The sequence below is a fragment of the Streptomyces bicolor genome, from assembly GCF_000719285.1.
GTDB lineage: Bacteria > Actinomycetota > Actinomycetes > Streptomycetales > Streptomycetaceae > Streptomyces > Streptomyces bicolor.
The window spans coordinates 59,118-73,136 of record NZ_JOFS01000008.1 but is presented as its reverse complement, the minus strand read 5'-3'; the positions used below and the strand labels follow the sequence as shown (position 1 = coordinate 73,136).

Sequence of the window (14,019 nt, the reverse complement as noted above, 5' to 3'; positions counted from 1 at the left end):
GAGTACGCTCCGAAGAGGAGCCGAAGGAGAGTGGGCCATGCCTCTGTTCCCCAACGAGCGGAACGTCCGTACGACCCCCGAAGGCCTCCTCTGGGAGCCCAGCGAACGCTGGGTGCGCGGCCGCAAGGGCGACGTCACCGTCGTCGACAGCCGGCACCCCGTCCTGGTCTGGGAACCCGATCTCCCGGTCCCGTGCTACGCGTTCCCGCGCGAGGAGGTCCGCACGGACCTCCTCCGCCCGGCCAAGAACCCGACGCCGGGCAAGCACACCGGGTCGCAGATCTTCTACGACCTCGAGTTCGACCGCGAGCTGGTGGAGAACGCGGCGTGGACCTTCCCCGCCGACGACCTCGCCGGGCACATCGCCTTCGAGTGGTTCCTGCGCTGGGGGAGCGGCCTCGACCACTGGTACGAGGAGGAGGAAGAGATCTTCATCCACCCGCGCGACCCGCACAAACGGGTGGACGCCATGCCCAGCAGCCGTCATGTCCAGGTCGAGATCGGCGGCACGGTCGTCGCGGACACCCACCGACCGGTGCTGCTGTTCGAGACGGGGCTGCCGACGCGGTACTACATCCCCCGCGAGGACGTCCGGCTCGACCTGTTCGAGCCCACCGACCACCGCACCGGGTGCCCGTACAAGGGCAGGGCGCAGTACTGGACGTGGAGCGGCGAGGGCGAGGTCCCCCGGAACATCCTGTGGAGCTACGCCGAGCCACTGCCCGCGGTGAGCCCCGTCAAGGGGCTTCTGGCCTTCTACAACGAGGCGGTGGACATCGTCGTGGACGGGGATCGGCTCCAGCGGCCCATCACGCCGTTCACGGCGAGCCTCAAGGCCTGACCAGCAGCTGGAAGTCGAACGCGTACCGGGACGCGCGGTAGATGTGCGTGCCGTACTCGACCGCCCGCCCGGTGTCGTCGTACGCCGTGCGCTGCATGGTCAGCAGCGCGGCGCCCTCCTTCTCGTCGAGCCGTTCGGCCTCCTCGGCGGTGGCGCAGCGGGCGCCGATGGTCTGGCGGGCGCTGTGCAGGGTGATGCCGGCGGCGCGCATCATCCGGTACAGGCCGGTCGACTCCAGCCGGGCCGTGCCCAGGTCGAGCAGGCTCCCCGGCAGGTAGTTGCACAGGATGGCCACGGGCTGGCCGTGGGTGCAGCGCAGCCGCTCCAGGAGCGTGACCTCCGTGCCCTCCGCGATACCGAGCGCGGCCGCGACGTCGGCGGTCGCCGGGACGCGCTCGTTGCGGACGACCTGAGTGGTCGGGCCCTGCCCTGCCGCCTCCAGGTCGTCGTAGAGGCTGCTGAGCTCCAGCCCGCGCTTCACCTGGCTGTGCACCACCTGGGTGCCCACCCCGCGCCGCCGGACCAGCAGCCCCTTGTCGACGAGGGACTGGATCGCCTGCCGGACGGTGGGCCGGGACAGGCCCAGCCGCACCGACAGGTCGACCTCGTTGCCGAGGAGATTGCCCGGGGCGAGGGCCCCGTGCTCGATCGCCGCCTCCAACTGCTGGGCGAGCTGGTAGTACAGCGGCACGGGACTGCCCCGGTCCAGGGCGAAGTCCAGCGAGTCCAGCGCGGAGGCGGACACGGCACGTGTGGAGCCGCGGGTCTTCGCCATGGGTCCCTCCCCTTGTTCGTCCCTGTGCGTCAGGAGTTGCTCGGGAAACCGAGGTTGATACCGCCGTCGGACGGGTCCGGCCAGCGCGTGGTGATCACCTTGCCCTGGGTGTAGAAGGCGATGCCGTCGTTGCCGTAGATGTGCAGGTCACCGAAGAGCGAGTCCTTCCAGCCACCGAAGGAGTGGTAGCCGACGGGCACCGGGATCGGCACGTTCACGCCGACCATGCCCGCCTTGACCTCCAGCTGGAAGCGGCGGGCGGCGCCGCCGTCCCGGGTGAAGATGGCGGTGCCGTTGCCCCAGCGGGAGTCGTTGATCAGCTTGATGGCCTCCTCGTACGTCTCCGCACGTACCACTGCCAGCACCGGGCCGAAGATCTCGTCGCGGTACGCGTCCGCCGTCAGCGGCACCCGGTCCAGCAGCGAGACACCGAGGAAGAAGCCGTCCTCGTGGCCCTCGACCGAGTAGCCGGTGCCGTCGACGACGACCTCGGCTCCCTGCTCGGCGGCGCTCGCCACGTAGGAGGCCACCTTGTCGCGGTGTTCGCGCGTGATCAGCGGGCCCATCTCGGAGGCCGGGTCGGTGCCGGGGCCGATGCGCAGGTTCTTCGCCCGCTCGGCGATCTTGCCGACCAGCTCGTCGCCCGTGTCGCCGACGGCGACCACGACCGACACGGCCATGCAGCGCTCGCCCGCCGAGCCGTACGCGGCGTTGATCGCCTGGTCGGCGGCGAAGTCCAGGTCGGCGTCCGGCAGGACCAGCATGTGGTTCTTGGCGCCGCCGAGGGCCTGCACGCGCTTGCCGTGCTCGACCGCCTTGAGCTGGATGTACTTCGCGATCGGTGTCGACCCGACGAAGGACACCGCCTCGATGTCCGGGTGCTCCAGGAGCCGGTCCACGGCCACCTTGTCGCCCTGGACGATGTTCAGCACGCCCTCCGGCAGACCCGCCTCGGAGGCCAGCTCGGCGAGCCGGTACGACGCCGACGGGTCCTTCTCGGACGGCTTCAACACGAAGGTGTTGCCGCACGCGATGGCCAGCGGGAACATCCACATCGGCACCATCGCCGGGAAGTTGAACGGCGTGATGCCCGCGACCACGCCCAGCGGCTGCCGGATCGAGGCCACGTCCACCCGGCTCGACACCTGCGTCGACAGCTCGCCCTTGAGCTGCACGCTGATGCCGCAGGCCAGCTCCACGATCTCCATGCCGCGCGCCACCTCGCCGAGCGCGTCGGAGTGCACCTTGCCGTGCTCGGCGGTGATCAGCTCGGCGATCTCGTCGCGGTGGGCGTCCAGCAGTTCGCGGTACTTGAACAGGATCTGCGTTCGCTTGGCCAGGGAGGACTGGCCCCAGCTCTCGAACGCGGCCTTGGCGGAGGCGACGGCGGCGTCCACCTCGTCGACGGTCGCGAACGCGACCTGCTTCTCCTGGGCGCCGGTCGCCGGGTTGTAGACGGGACCGAAGCGGCCGGAGGTGCCCTCGACGGGCTTGCCGTCGATCCAGTGGGTGATGGTCTTCATGGCGCGAAAGGGCCTTTCGTAAGGGGGAGTTCAGAGGTGGCGACGGCGTCCGGCGACGTGCTGGTCGTAGCGTTCACGGGCCTCGACGGCGGCCTCGCGGGAGGCGACCTCGGCGACGGGCACGTCCCACCAGGCCTCGGGGCCCGGCGAGGTCGGGTTCATGATGTCCGTCTCGACGTACACGCAGGTCGGCCGGTCGGAGGCACGGGCCGCGGCCAGCGCCTCGCGCAGCTCCCGCACCGTCTTGGCGCGCAGCACGTCCATGCCGAGGCTGGCCGCGTTGGCGGCGAGGTCGACCGGGAGCGGGGCGCCGGTGAAGGTGCCGTCGGCGGCCCGGTAGCGGTAGTCGGTGCCGAAGCGCTCGCCGCCGGTCTCGGACGACAGCCCGCCGATGGAGGCGTAGCCGTGGTTCTGGACCAGGACGATGTTGACCGGCAGGCCCTCCTGGACCGCGGTGACGATCTCCGTCGGCATCATCAGGTAGGTGCCGTCGCCGACCAGCGACCACACGGCGACGTCCGGGGCGGCCTGCTGGATGCCGATGCCGGCCGGGATCTCGTAGCCCATGCAGGAGTAGCCGTACTCCAGGTGGTACTGGCGCGGCGAGCGGGACCGCCACAGCTTGTGCAGGTCACCCGGGAGCGAACCGGCCGCGTTGATCACCACGTCGTCGTCGCCGACGACCGCGTCCAGCGCGCCGAGCACCTGCGTCTGGGTCGGTACGGCGCTCTCGTCGTCGGCGCGGTAGGCGGCCTCGACGACCGCGTCCCAACGCTCCTTGCCGGCGCGGTACTCGGCCTCGTACGCCTCGCTCACAAAGTGCCCGGCCAGCTCCTCCACCAGCTTTTCGAGCCCGGCCCGCGCATCGCAGACCAGCGTCCGCGCCGCCAGCTTGTGCGCGTCGAAGCCGGTGATGTTGAGGTTCAGGAAGCGCACGTCCGGGTTCTGGAAGAGGGTGCCGGAGGCGGTGGTGAAGTCCGTGTACCGGGTGCCGACGCCGATCACCAGGTCGGCGGCACGGGCGATGTCGTCGCTGACCGACGTGCCGGTGTGGCCGATGCCGCCTAGGTCGGCGGGGTGGTCGTACCGCAGCGAGCCCTTGCCCGCCTGGGTGGAGGAGACGGGGATGCCGGTGGCCTCGACGAAGGCCTTCAGCGCCGCCTCGGCCTCGCTGTGGTGGACGCCGCCGCCCGCGACGATCAGGGGGCGCTCGGAGGCCCGGATCGCCTCGACGGCCGCCGCCAGCTCGACCGGGTCCGGCGCGGGGCGCCGTACGTACCAGACGCGCTCGGCGAAGAACTCCTCCGGCCAGTCGTACGCCTCCGCCTGCACGTCCTGGGGGAGCGCCAGCGTCACCGCGCCGGTCTCGGCCGGGTCGGCGAGCACGCGCATGGCGTTCAACGCGGAGGGGATCAGGGCCTCGGGGCGGGTGATCCGGTCGAAGTACTTCGACACCGGACGCAGGGTGTCGTTGACCGACACGTCCGCCTCGGTCGGGTGCTCCAGCTGCTGGAGCAGCGGGTCGGGGGCGTGCGAGGCGAAGTAGTCGCCGGGGAGCAGGAGGACCGGGAGGCGGTTGATGGTGGCCAGGGCGGCACCGGTGACCAGGTTCGTCGCGCCGGGGCCGATCGACGTCGTCACCGCCTGCGCGGAGAGGCGGCCCAGCTGCCGGGCGTAGCCGACGGCCGCGTGCACCATGGACTGCTCGTTGCGGCCCTGGTGGTACGGCATGACGTCCTCGCCCGCCTGGAGGAGGGCCTGGCCGAGGCCGGCCACGTTGCCGTGGCCGAAGATGCCCCAGGTGCCGGCGATCAGCCGGTGCCGTACGCCGTCGCGCTCGGTGTACTGGGCAGACAGGAACCGCACCAGCGCCTGGGCGACGGTCAGGCGGACGGTGGATTGGCTCATCGGGGACCTCACTGGGACGGGGCGGTGTAGAGAGGGAGACGGGGGTCGACGGGCTGGTTCGGCCAGGTGCCGCGGATCCAGGCGTGGTCGGGGTGGTCGCAGATCAGCCAGGCGCGTTCGGCCTCGGGGCCGGCCATGACGTTGAGGTAGTACATGTGGTGGCCGGGTACGGCCATGGAGGGCCCGTGCCAGCCGTCGGGGATCAGTACGACGTCGCCGCCGCGCACCTCCGCCAGGACGTCGGTGTTCCGGCCGTGTCCGGAGGGGGAGACGCGCTGGTAGCCGAGGCCGGGGGTGCCCGCGTGGTCGGCGAACTCGAAGTAGTAGATCTCCTCGAGGACCGACTCCTCGCCGGGCCGGTGCTCGTCGTGCTTGTGCGGCGGGAAGGACGACCAGTTGCCGCCCGGCGTGATGACCTCGACCGCGATGAGCTTGTCGCATTCGAAGACCCCTGCCGCGCCGAAGTTGTTCACCTGGCGGCTGCTGTTGCCCGTGCCGCGCAGCTCCACCGGCACCGAGGACGCCGGCCCGTAGCGGGCGGGCAGCCGCCGGGAGCAGCGCGCGCCGGTCAGCGCGAAACGTCCGCCATCGGTGGACGAGACGGTCGTACGGGCGTCCCGCGGCACGTAGGCGAAGTCGCTGACACCGTTGAACACGCTGTCCCGGCCGGTGAGCCGGAAGGTGTCGTGGCCGAAATCGTCGGTCGTCTCGACCGTGCAGCCGCCGGTCAGCGAGAGCACGATCCACTCGCTCTCGCCGGTTTCGAAGGTGTGCGAGCCGCCGGGCGGCAGCTCCAGGACCTTCAGGCTGGAGTAGCCCCAGCCGGCCTTCTCGGGCGTGACGTCCACGACGTACGGGCCGCCGAGCGCCTTTCCCGCGGGAAGGTGATACGTCATCGTGTTCCTCCGCCTCGCAATCCTTGTCACAACAGGCCGACGGCCGTGTCCACCGCCGTCTCGACGCTGCCCTCGGCCGGGTAGAGCAGCGAGCGGCCGACGACCAGGCCCTGGACCGTGGGGAGCTGGAGCGCCTTGCGCCAGCGCTCGTACGCTCCCTCCTGGTCGTCCCCGACCTCGCCGCCGAGCAGGACGACGGGCAGCGTGGACGTCTCCAGAACCTCCGCCATGTCCTCGGGGTCATGGGTGACGGGCAGTTTCAGCCAGGTGTACGCAGAGGTGCCGCCCAGACCCGAGGCGATGGCGATCGACCTGGTGACAGCCTCGGCGGACAGGTCGTTGCGCACCTGGCCGTCGATCCGCCGGGAGATGAACGGCTCGACGAACAAGGGGAGCCTCAGCGCGGCCATGGCGTCGATGGCACGTGCCGTGGACTCCAGGGTGGTCAGCGAGCCCGGGTCGTCGTAGTCGATCCGGACCAGCAGCTTGCCCGCGTCGAAGCGCAGGCGGGCGATGTCCTCGGCGCGGTGGCCGGTGAAGCGGTCGTCCATCTCGAAGGACGCGCCGGCCAGGCCCCCGCGGTTCATGGAGCCCATGACAACCTTGTCGTCGAGGACGCCGAGGAGCAGCAGGTCCTCCAGGATGTCGGCGGTGGCCAGCACTCCGTCCACGCCGGGGCGCGACAGCGCGATGCAGAGGCGTTCCAGCAGCTCGGCCCGGTTGGCCATGGCCAGGCGCCGGTCGCCGACGCCGAGGGCGCCGCGGGCCGGATGGTCGGCGGCCACGATCATCAGGCGGCCGCTGTCGCCGATCAGCGGGCGGCGCACCCGGCGGGCCGCGGCCTCGGCGATCGCCTCGGGGTGCCGGGCTCTGACCGCGGTGAGGTCGGGGATGCTGATACTCAAGGAAAGCTCCGTTCAGGGTGGCTCGGTCGGCCGGGGTGCCGGCTACGACGCCCACGCGAGGAGGTCCTGGACCTCGGACTCGGTGGGCATCGCGGAGGAGCAGGCGAGGCGGGAGGCGACGAGGGCGCCGGCGGCGCCCGCGTACCGCATGGTTTCGGCCAGATCCCAGCCGGACAGCAGTCCGTGGACCAGGGAGCCGCCGAAGGCGTCGCCCGCGCCGAGGCCGTTGACGACCTCGACCGGCACCGGCGGCACCTCGGCCTCGCCGCCGTCGCGGTGCACCGCCAGCACGCCTTTGGGGCCCTGCTTGACGACCGCCAGCTCCACACCGGCCGCGAGCAGCGCCTCGGCGCAGGCGCGCGGCTCGCGGACGCCGGTGGCGACCTCGCACTCGTCGAGGTTGCCGACCGCGACCGTCGCGTGCCGCAGCGCCTCCGCGTAGTACGGGCGGGCCTCCTCGGGGTCACTCCAGAACATTGGGCGCCAGTCGAGGTCGAAGACCGTGGTGCCCGCCTTGTCGCGCGCCTTGAGGGCGGCGAGGGTGGCGGAGCGGCTCGGCTCCTCGCTCAGGCCGGTACCGGTGATCCAGAAGACCCGGGCCGAGCGGATCGCCCAGTAGTCCAGCTCGTCGGAATGTATCTCCAGGTCAGGAGCCTTAGGCTGCCGGTAGAAGTACAGCGGGAAGTCGTCCGGCGGGAAGATCTCGCAGAACGTCACCGGCGTCGGGTACGCCGCGACGGGCGTCACCCAGCGGTCGTCGACACCGAAGTCCTTCAGGGCCTCGTGCAGGTAGGCGCCGAAGGGATCGTCTCCGGTGCGGGTGATCACTGCGGTGCTCCGGCCGAGCCGGGCGGCGGCGACGGCGACGTTGGCGGCCGAGCCTCCGAGGAACTTGCCGAACGTCTCCACCTGCGTAAGAGGTAGGCCCGACTGCAGGGGGTAGAGATCGACTCCTATCCTTCCCATCGTGATCAAGTCGAAGGGCTTGGCTGACTCGGCCATGCGCAACGCTCCTAGAGCTGGGCTGGGGGTGGGGCCCCCAGGGGGCCTGCCGCCTCCCAGGTGTAGGACGTGGAGGCCGACGCTGTCAATACTTTGTACTTACATTCGGACCTGCTTGTGAAATGATGTCTTAACAAAGTATTGACAGCGGGCGCGTCCAGCGATTGGATCCCGTCCCAGCGCAACAGCGTGCTCCACGGCACACGACCCGGGCTTCTCCCACTGGTCCGGGCCCCAGAGATCACTCCCTTTCCCCCGTCGCAACACCCCGTCGCACAGTGAGGTGCTGGAAAGATGGACCGCTCTTACTCCCGTTCCCGCAGACTGGCCCCCGTAGTGGCCGTCGCCGCAGCGGCAGCGCTGACGCTCGCAGGCTGCTCCAGCAGCTCCGGCGGCAAGGAGGCCGAGGAGAGCGCGGAGGGCGCCTCCGCCGGCAAGGCAAGCACGCCCCGTATGACGGTCGCCCTGGTCACGCACCAGTCGGCCGGTGACACCTTCTGGGACATCGTCCGCAAGGGCGCCGAGGCCGCCGCCGCCAAGGACAACGTCAAGCTGATCTACTCCAACGACCCGAACGCGGGCAACCAGGCCAACCTGGTGCAGAACGCGATCGACCAGAAGGTCGACGGCATCGCGATCACCCTCGCCAAGCCCGACGCCATGAAGGACGTCGTGAGCAAGGCGAAGGCCGCCGGCATACCGGTGGTGGGCCTCAACTCCGGTGTGAGCGAGTGGCAGAAGCTCGGCCTGATGGAGTTCTTCGGCCAGGACGAGACCGTCGCGGGCGAGGCGCTCGGCAAGCGGCTCAACGAGGCCGGCGCCAAGAAGGCCGTCTGTGTCATCCAGGAGCAGGGCAACATCGGCCTGGAGCAGCGCTGTGCGGGGGTGAAGAAGACCTTCGAGGGCGACGTCGAGAACCTGAACGTCAACGGCACGGACATGCCGTCCGTGAAGTCGACGATCACCGCCAAGCTCAAGCAGGACAGCGACCTCGACTACGTCGTCACCCTCGGCGCCCCCTTCGCGCTTACCGCGGTGCAGTCGATCGGTGACGCCGGCGCCAAGGCGAAGGTCGCCACCTTCGACCTCAACAAGGAACTGACCGGAGCGATCAGCAAGGGCGACATTGAGTTCGCCGTCGACCAGCAGCCCTACCTCCAGGGCTACCTGGCGATCGACTCGCTGTGGCTCTACAAGAACAACGGCAACTACATGGGCGGCGGCGAGCAGCCGGTGCTGACCGGACCGGCCTTCGTCGACAAGACGAACGTCGAGACGATCGACAAGTACGCCGCGAAGGGCACTCGGTGATGAGCATGACCCAACAGGCTGAGCCGGCGGTGACCACACCGCCGGCCCCCGGCCCCGGTAAGGCAAAGGACGGGCGGACCACCGAACGCCCGCTTGCGCTGCGGCTGTTGGCCCGGCCCGAGGTGGGCGTCTTCCTCGGCGCGGTGGCGGTGCTGGTCTTCTTCCTGATCACGGCGCCGCCGGTACGCGACGGCAGCTCGATGGCCAACATCCTGTACCAGTCGTCGACGATCGGGATCATGGCACTGCCCGTGGCCCTGCTGATGATCGGCGGCGAGTTCGACCTGTCGGCCGGTGTCGCGGTGATCACCTCGGCGCTGACCGCCAGCATGATCAGTTACCAGCTCACGATGAACGTCTGGGTCGGCGTGATCGTCGCGCTCATCGTGTCGCTGGCGGTGGGCCTGTTCAACGGCTGGATGCTGGTCAAGACCGGTCTGCCGAGCTTCCTGGTCACGCTGGGCACCTTCCTGATCCTCCAGGGCGTCAACCTCGCGGTGACCAAGCTGATCACCGGCAACGTCGCCACCGACGACATCAGCGACATGGACGGCTTCGACCAGGCCAAGGCCCTCTTCGCCTCGACCTTCGAGGTCGGCGGGGTCAACGTGAAGATCACCGTCGTGTGGTGGCTGGTCTTCGCGGCCATCGCGACCTGGGTGCTGCTGCGCACCAAGTACGGCAACTGGATCTTCGCGGTCGGCGGCAATCAGCAGTCTGCCCGCGCGGTCGGCGTCCCGGTGACGTTCACGAAGATCTCCCTGTTCATGCTGGTCGGCTTCGGCGCCTGGTTCGTCGGTATGCACCAGCTGTTCTCGTTCAACACCGTGCAGTCCGGCGAGGGCGTCGGCCAGGAGCTGATCTACATCGCCGCGGCGGTCATCGGCGGCTGCCTCCTGACGGGTGGTGCCGGCTCCGCGATCGGCCCGGTCTTCGGTGCCTTCATGTTCGGCATGGTGCAGCAGGGCATCGTCTACGCCGGCTGGAACCCCGACTGGTTCAAGGCCTTCCTCGGCGTGATGCTCCTCGGCGCCGTCCTGATCAATCTGTACGTGCAGCGCACGGCGACTCGGAGGTGACCGACATGGCATCCACCAACGGAACCGGCACCCACGGCGCCGTCCTCGCCGACAAGGCCCCCGAGAAGGAGGGCCCGATCGTCGAACTGCGCAGCGCCGGCAAGTCGTACGGCAACATCCGCGCTCTGCACGGCGTCGACCTGAAGGTGTTCCCCAGCCAGGTCACCTGCGTGCTGGGCGACAACGGCGCCGGCAAGTCCACCCTCATCAAGATCATCTCCGGGCTGCACCAGCACACCGAGGGCGAGTTCCTCGTCGACGACGCACCGGTGCGGTTCTCCACCCCGCGCGAGGCGCTCGACAAGGGCATCGCCACGGTCTACCAGGACCTCGCCGTGGTCCCGCTGATGCCGGTGTGGCGCAACTTCTTCCTCGGCTCGGAGATGACCAAGGGCCCCTGGCCGCTGCGGCGCCTCGACATCGAGCAGATGAAGAAGACGGCCGACGAGGAACTGCGCAACATGGGCATCATCCTCGACGACCTCGAGCAGCCCATCGGCACCCTCTCCGGCGGTCAGCGCCAGTGCGTGGCCATCGCCCGCGCCGTCTACTTCGGCGCCCGCGTCCTGATCCTGGACGAGCCCACCGCCGCCCTCGGCGTCAAGCAGTCCGGCGTGGTGCTGAAGTACATCGCCGCCGCCCGCGACCGAGGCCTCGGCGTCATCTTCATCACCCACAACCCCCACCACGCCTACATGGTCGGCGACCACTTCAGCGTCCTGCGCCTCGGCACCATGGAGCTGAACGCCTCCCGCGACGAGGTCAGCCTCGAAGAGCTCACCAACCATATGGCCGGCGGCACCGAACTCGCCGCGCTGAAGCACGAATTGGCGCAGGTGCGCGGTGTGGACGTCGAGGAGCTCCCCGAAGAGGAAGACCTCACCGCACCCGTGGCCACCAGCGGCGAAGGGAAGTCCTGACATGCCCCCTGTGCTGGACCGCATCCGGGTCGGCTCGGCCCCGGACTCCTGGGGCGTCTGGTTCCCCGACGACCCCGTGCAGGTGCCCTGGGAACGCTTCCTCGACGAGGTAGCCGAGGCCGGCTACTCCTGGATCGAACTGGGCCCGTACGGCTACCTGCCGACCGACCCGGCCCGCCTCACCGACGAGGTGAACAAGCGGAACCTGAAGGTGTCCGCGGGCACCGTCTTCACCGGCATGCACCGCGGCCCCTCCGTCTGGGAGTCCACCTGGGAGCACGTCAGCCAGGTCGCCGCGCTCACCCAGGCGATGGGCGCGAAGCACCTGGTGGTGATCCCCTCCTTCTGGCGGGACGACAAGACCGCCGAGATCCTGGAGCCGCCGGAGCTCACCGGCGAGCAGTGGGCGCACCTGACGAAGGGCATGGAGCGGCTCGGACACGAGGTGAAGGAGGCGTACGGCCTCGACATCGTCGTGCACCCGCACGCCGACACTCACATCGACACCGAGGCCCACGTCGAGCGCTTCCTCGACTCGACCGACTCCGAGCTGGTCAACCTCTGCCTCGACACGGGTCACTACGCCTACTGCGGCGGCGACAGCGTCAAGCTGATCGAGACCTACGGCGAGCGCATCGGCTATCTGCACCTCAAGCAGGTGGACCCGGAGATCCTCGCCGACGTCGTCAAGAACGAGATCCCGTTCGGCCCCGCCGTGCAGCGCGGCGTGATGTGCGAACCCCCGTCCGGCGTACCGGAGTTGGGACCGGTCCTGGAGGCCGCGCAGAAGCTCAACGTGGACCTGTTCGCGATCGTCGAGCAGGACATGTACCCCTGTGAGCCGGACAAGCCGCTGCCCATCGCGGTGCGTACCCGGAAGTTCCTGAAGTCCTGCGGCGCCTGACGACCCGAAAGGACAGCCATGACTGAGCGCGCCACACTCGGAGTCGCAGTCATCGGTACCGGAAAGATGGGCGCCGACCATGTGCGCCGCATCCAGGAGGTCACCAGCGGGGCACGGGTGACCGCCGTCGTGGACGTCGACGCGGAGCGCGCCAAATCGGTCGCGACCCGCGTCGACGGCTGCACCGCCTTCACCGACCCGGCCGCCGCTATGAGTGCGGCCGACGTGGACGCGGTGATCGTCGCCTCCCCCGGCCCCGCCCACGAGGCGGCGCTGCTCACAGCATTCGAGCACGATCTGCCGGTGCTGTGCGAGAAACCCCTCACCCCCGACGCGGCGTCCGCGCTACGCGTCCTGGAGGCCGAGCAGAGGCTGGGCCGCCGCCGGGTCCAGGTCGGCTTCATGCGGCGCTACGACGCCGAGTACATGAAGCTCAAGTCCCTGCTGAAGACGGGCCAGTTGGGCCGTCCCCTCATGCTGCACAACCGGCACCGCAACGTCGCCAGCCCGCCCGGCTGGACCAGCGAGATGCTCATCAACGACTCGGTCACCCACGAGATGGACGTGACCCGCTGGCTGCTCGGTCAGGAGATCACGGCCGTCACCGTGCTGACCCCGGCGCCGTCCGGCAACGCGCCGGACGGCATCCGGGACCCGCAGCTCGTGCTCTTCGAGACCGACGGCGGCGCCGTCGTCGACGTCGAGATCTTCGTCAACTGCGGCTTCGGCTACCAGGTCCAGGCCGAGGTCGTCTGCGAACGCGGCACCGCCCGCGTCGGCGACGGCCACGCCATGGTCACCAACGCGGCCGGCCGCTGGGGCGGCATCATCGCGCAGGACTACATCGAGCGGTTCGCCGACGCCTACGACCGTGAGGTCCAGGCCTGGGTCGACGCCACCCGGCGCGGCGAGGTCACCGGACCGAGCGCCTGGGACGGCTACGCGGTCGCCGCGGTCTGCGAGGCGGGCGTACGGTCGCTGGAGGACGGCGGGCGGGTCGCGGTGGATCTGGTCGACAGGCCTGCGCTGTACCGGTGAGGCGTGAGGCTTCCGGATCTGCCTGCCGAACCTGGGTGGCGCTCCTTCGGCGGGCCTCCGGCCCTGCAACCGGGGTGTTGTCGGGCCTGCGGGCCGATTCGGCCAACGGCGACAGGACCCGGTGCTTTTGGGCAACCACGGGACGCCGGGTTCCGACCTCGGAGTAGGCCGTGCCGGACGGGCGCGGCGCGGCGCACGAGCGTTCAGCGGCTGGCGGCGAGCGCCGCGAGGACGGCGTGGGTGAGGCGGGTGACGTAGGCGTCGTCGGTGGGGCCGCCGACCGCGAGCATCCTGAAGTACAGCGGGGCGCCGAAGATGTCGACGGCCAGGCCCATGTCGATGTCGCCGGGCAACTCGCCGCGGTCCACCGCCTGGCGCAGGAGCGTCGCCACAGCCGCGCGCCGGGGACCGAGGACCGCCCGGTGCAGCGCGTCGCGCAGGGAAGGGTTGCGGGCCGACTCGGCCACCAGGTCGGGGATGATCCGGCCGGCGAGGGGATGCCGCAGGTCGGCCATGGTGTGCCGGATGAAGCGCTCGACGTCATCGTGCAGCGACCCGGAGTCGGCCGTCGCGGGAAGATGCGCGGCGGCGGCCTCCGAGACCAGCTCCACCACCATGGCCTCCTTGGCGGGCCAGCGGCGGTACAGGGCCGCCTTGCCGACCCGGGCCCGGCGGGTCACGGCCTCCATGGACATCCGGGCGTACCCGGTCTCGGCCAGTTCCTCGAAGACCGCCCGCCTGATCGTCTCGGTCACGGATTCCCGTAGCGCCGCGGAGCCGGTGGGTCTGCGGTCGAAGGTGTTCCGGCTGGTGGAGTCCACCGCGCGAGATTAACACCGGACGGAACGGTTGCGTTCCGTCCGGGCCGGGTGTACGTTCCGCGGCGAGACGGAACGGACCTGTTCCGTTCCGCCCCG

General features: G+C 70.1%; 13 protein-coding genes. 6 read left to right on the top strand and 7 right to left on the bottom strand.

Features of this window, described 5'->3' with window-relative positions; translation table 11 throughout:
- Positions 1 to 37: 37 nt before the first annotated feature.
- Positions 38 to 841 (top strand): DUF427 domain-containing protein, encoded by an 804-nt coding sequence (locus tag IF78_RS0111710; protein ID WP_031481157.1) that lies wholly within the window; start codon positions 38 to 40, stop codon positions 839 to 841.
- On the opposite strand, the gene IF78_RS0111705 is transcribed toward IF78_RS0111710, so the two are convergent.
- The 6 genes from IF78_RS0111705 to iolC are packed head-to-tail and all read right to left on the bottom strand — an operon-like array spanning position 831 to position 7,850.
- Positions 831 to 1,616: a GntR family transcriptional regulator gene (locus IF78_RS0111705; RefSeq protein WP_031481158.1), complete on the bottom strand. Its 786-nt coding sequence runs from the start codon at positions 1,614 to 1,616 to the stop codon at positions 831 to 833. The genes IF78_RS0111710 and IF78_RS0111705 overlap by 11 nt on opposite strands.
- Positions 1,617 to 1,645: 29 nt before the next feature.
- Positions 1,646 to 3,139: a CoA-acylating methylmalonate-semialdehyde dehydrogenase gene (locus IF78_RS0111700; RefSeq protein WP_031481159.1), complete on the bottom strand. Its 1,494-nt coding sequence runs from the start codon at positions 3,137 to 3,139 to the stop codon at positions 1,646 to 1,648.
- 30 nt (positions 3,140 to 3,169) lie between these two features.
- Complete coding sequence (gene iolD / locus IF78_RS0111695) at positions 3,170 to 5,047, bottom strand: 3D-(3,5/4)-trihydroxycyclohexane-1,2-dione acylhydrolase (decyclizing) (protein WP_031481160.1); 1,878 nt, start codon at positions 5,045 to 5,047, stop codon at positions 3,170 to 3,172.
- Between the two features lie 8 nt (positions 5,048 to 5,055).
- Positions 5,056 to 5,943 (bottom strand): 5-deoxy-glucuronate isomerase, encoded by an 888-nt coding sequence (iolB, locus tag IF78_RS0111690; RefSeq protein ID WP_031481161.1) that lies wholly within the window; start codon positions 5,941 to 5,943, stop codon positions 5,056 to 5,058.
- A 26-nt stretch (positions 5,944 to 5,969) separates the two neighbouring features.
- Positions 5,970 to 6,848 carry a Cgl0159 family (beta/alpha)8-fold protein gene (locus IF78_RS0111685; protein WP_031481162.1) on the bottom strand — a complete coding sequence of 293 codons (879 nt, stop codon included), beginning with the start codon at positions 6,846 to 6,848 and terminating at the stop codon, positions 5,970 to 5,972.
- Positions 6,849 to 6,890: 42 nt separating this feature from the next.
- Positions 6,891 to 7,850, bottom strand: a complete 960-nt coding sequence (gene iolC / locus IF78_RS0111680) for a 5-dehydro-2-deoxygluconokinase (RefSeq protein ID WP_031481163.1) — start codon at positions 7,848 to 7,850, stop codon at positions 6,891 to 6,893.
- A gap of 294 nt (positions 7,851 to 8,144) precedes the next feature.
- Here iolC and IF78_RS0111675 point away from each other — a divergent pair, with 294 nt between their 5' ends.
- From IF78_RS0111675 to IF78_RS0111655, 5 genes are read left to right on the top strand one after another with little or no spacing between them, the layout of a single operon-like run.
- Positions 8,145 to 9,161 (top strand): sugar ABC transporter substrate-binding protein, encoded by a 1,017-nt coding sequence (locus IF78_RS0111675; protein ID WP_031481164.1) that lies wholly within the window; start codon positions 8,145 to 8,147, stop codon positions 9,159 to 9,161.
- Positions 9,161 to 10,240 carry an ABC transporter permease gene (locus tag IF78_RS0111670; protein ID WP_031481165.1) on the top strand — a complete coding sequence of 360 codons (1,080 nt, stop codon included), beginning with the start codon at positions 9,161 to 9,163 and terminating at the stop codon, positions 10,238 to 10,240. The genes IF78_RS0111675 and IF78_RS0111670 overlap by 1 nt, the downstream gene beginning before the upstream one ends.
- Positions 10,241 to 10,245: 5 nt before the next feature.
- A complete protein-coding gene (locus IF78_RS0111665; RefSeq protein WP_031481166.1) occupies positions 10,246 to 11,160 on the top strand; it encodes an ATP-binding cassette domain-containing protein in 915 nt (304 codons plus the stop codon).
- 1 nt (position 11,161) lies between these two features.
- Positions 11,162 to 12,064 (top strand): sugar phosphate isomerase/epimerase family protein, encoded by a 903-nt coding sequence (locus IF78_RS0111660; protein ID WP_031481167.1) that lies wholly within the window; start codon positions 11,162 to 11,164, stop codon positions 12,062 to 12,064.
- Positions 12,065 to 12,082: 18 nt separating this feature from the next.
- Positions 12,083 to 13,102, top strand: a complete 1,020-nt coding sequence (locus IF78_RS0111655; RefSeq protein ID WP_031481168.1) for a Gfo/Idh/MocA family protein — start codon at positions 12,083 to 12,085, stop codon at positions 13,100 to 13,102.
- A 203-nt stretch (positions 13,103 to 13,305) separates the two neighbouring features.
- On the opposite strand, the gene IF78_RS0111650 is transcribed toward IF78_RS0111655, so the two are convergent.
- The gene (locus tag IF78_RS0111650; RefSeq protein ID WP_031481169.1) at positions 13,306 to 13,923 is read right to left on the bottom strand and encodes a TetR/AcrR family transcriptional regulator; all 618 of its coding nucleotides are present in this window, start codon (positions 13,921 to 13,923) and stop codon (positions 13,306 to 13,308) included.
- Between the last annotated feature and the right edge of the window lie 96 nt (positions 13,924 to 14,019).

Excerpts from the sequence above, each read along its gene's own strand:
- IF78_RS0111710 (WP_031481157.1), top strand. The coding sequence starts at position 38 with ATGCCTCTGTTCCCCAACGAGCGGAACGTCCGTACGACCCCCGAAGGC.
- IF78_RS0111705 (WP_031481158.1), bottom strand. The coding sequence starts at position 1,616 with ATGGCGAAGACCCGCGGCTCCACACGTGCCGTGTCCGCCTCCGCGCTG.
- IF78_RS0111700 (WP_031481159.1), bottom strand. The coding sequence starts at position 3,139 with ATGAAGACCATCACCCACTGGATCGACGGCAAGCCCGTCGAGGGCACC.
- iolD (WP_031481160.1), bottom strand. The coding sequence starts at position 5,047 with ATGAGCCAATCCACCGTCCGCCTGACCGTCGCCCAGGCGCTGGTGCGG.
- iolB (WP_031481161.1), bottom strand. The coding sequence starts at position 5,943 with ATGACGTATCACCTTCCCGCGGGAAAGGCGCTCGGCGGCCCGTACGTC.
- iolC (WP_031481163.1), bottom strand. The coding sequence starts at position 7,850 with ATGGCCGAGTCAGCCAAGCCCTTCGACTTGATCACGATGGGAAGGATA.
- IF78_RS0111675 (WP_031481164.1), top strand. The coding sequence starts at position 8,145 with ATGGACCGCTCTTACTCCCGTTCCCGCAGACTGGCCCCCGTAGTGGCC.
- IF78_RS0111670 (WP_031481165.1), top strand. The coding sequence starts at position 9,161 with ATGAGCATGACCCAACAGGCTGAGCCGGCGGTGACCACACCGCCGGCC.
- IF78_RS0111665 (WP_031481166.1), top strand. The coding sequence starts at position 10,246 with ATGGCATCCACCAACGGAACCGGCACCCACGGCGCCGTCCTCGCCGAC.
- IF78_RS0111660 (WP_031481167.1), top strand. The coding sequence starts at position 11,162 with ATGCCCCCTGTGCTGGACCGCATCCGGGTCGGCTCGGCCCCGGACTCC.
- IF78_RS0111655 (WP_031481168.1), top strand. The coding sequence starts at position 12,083 with ATGACTGAGCGCGCCACACTCGGAGTCGCAGTCATCGGTACCGGAAAG.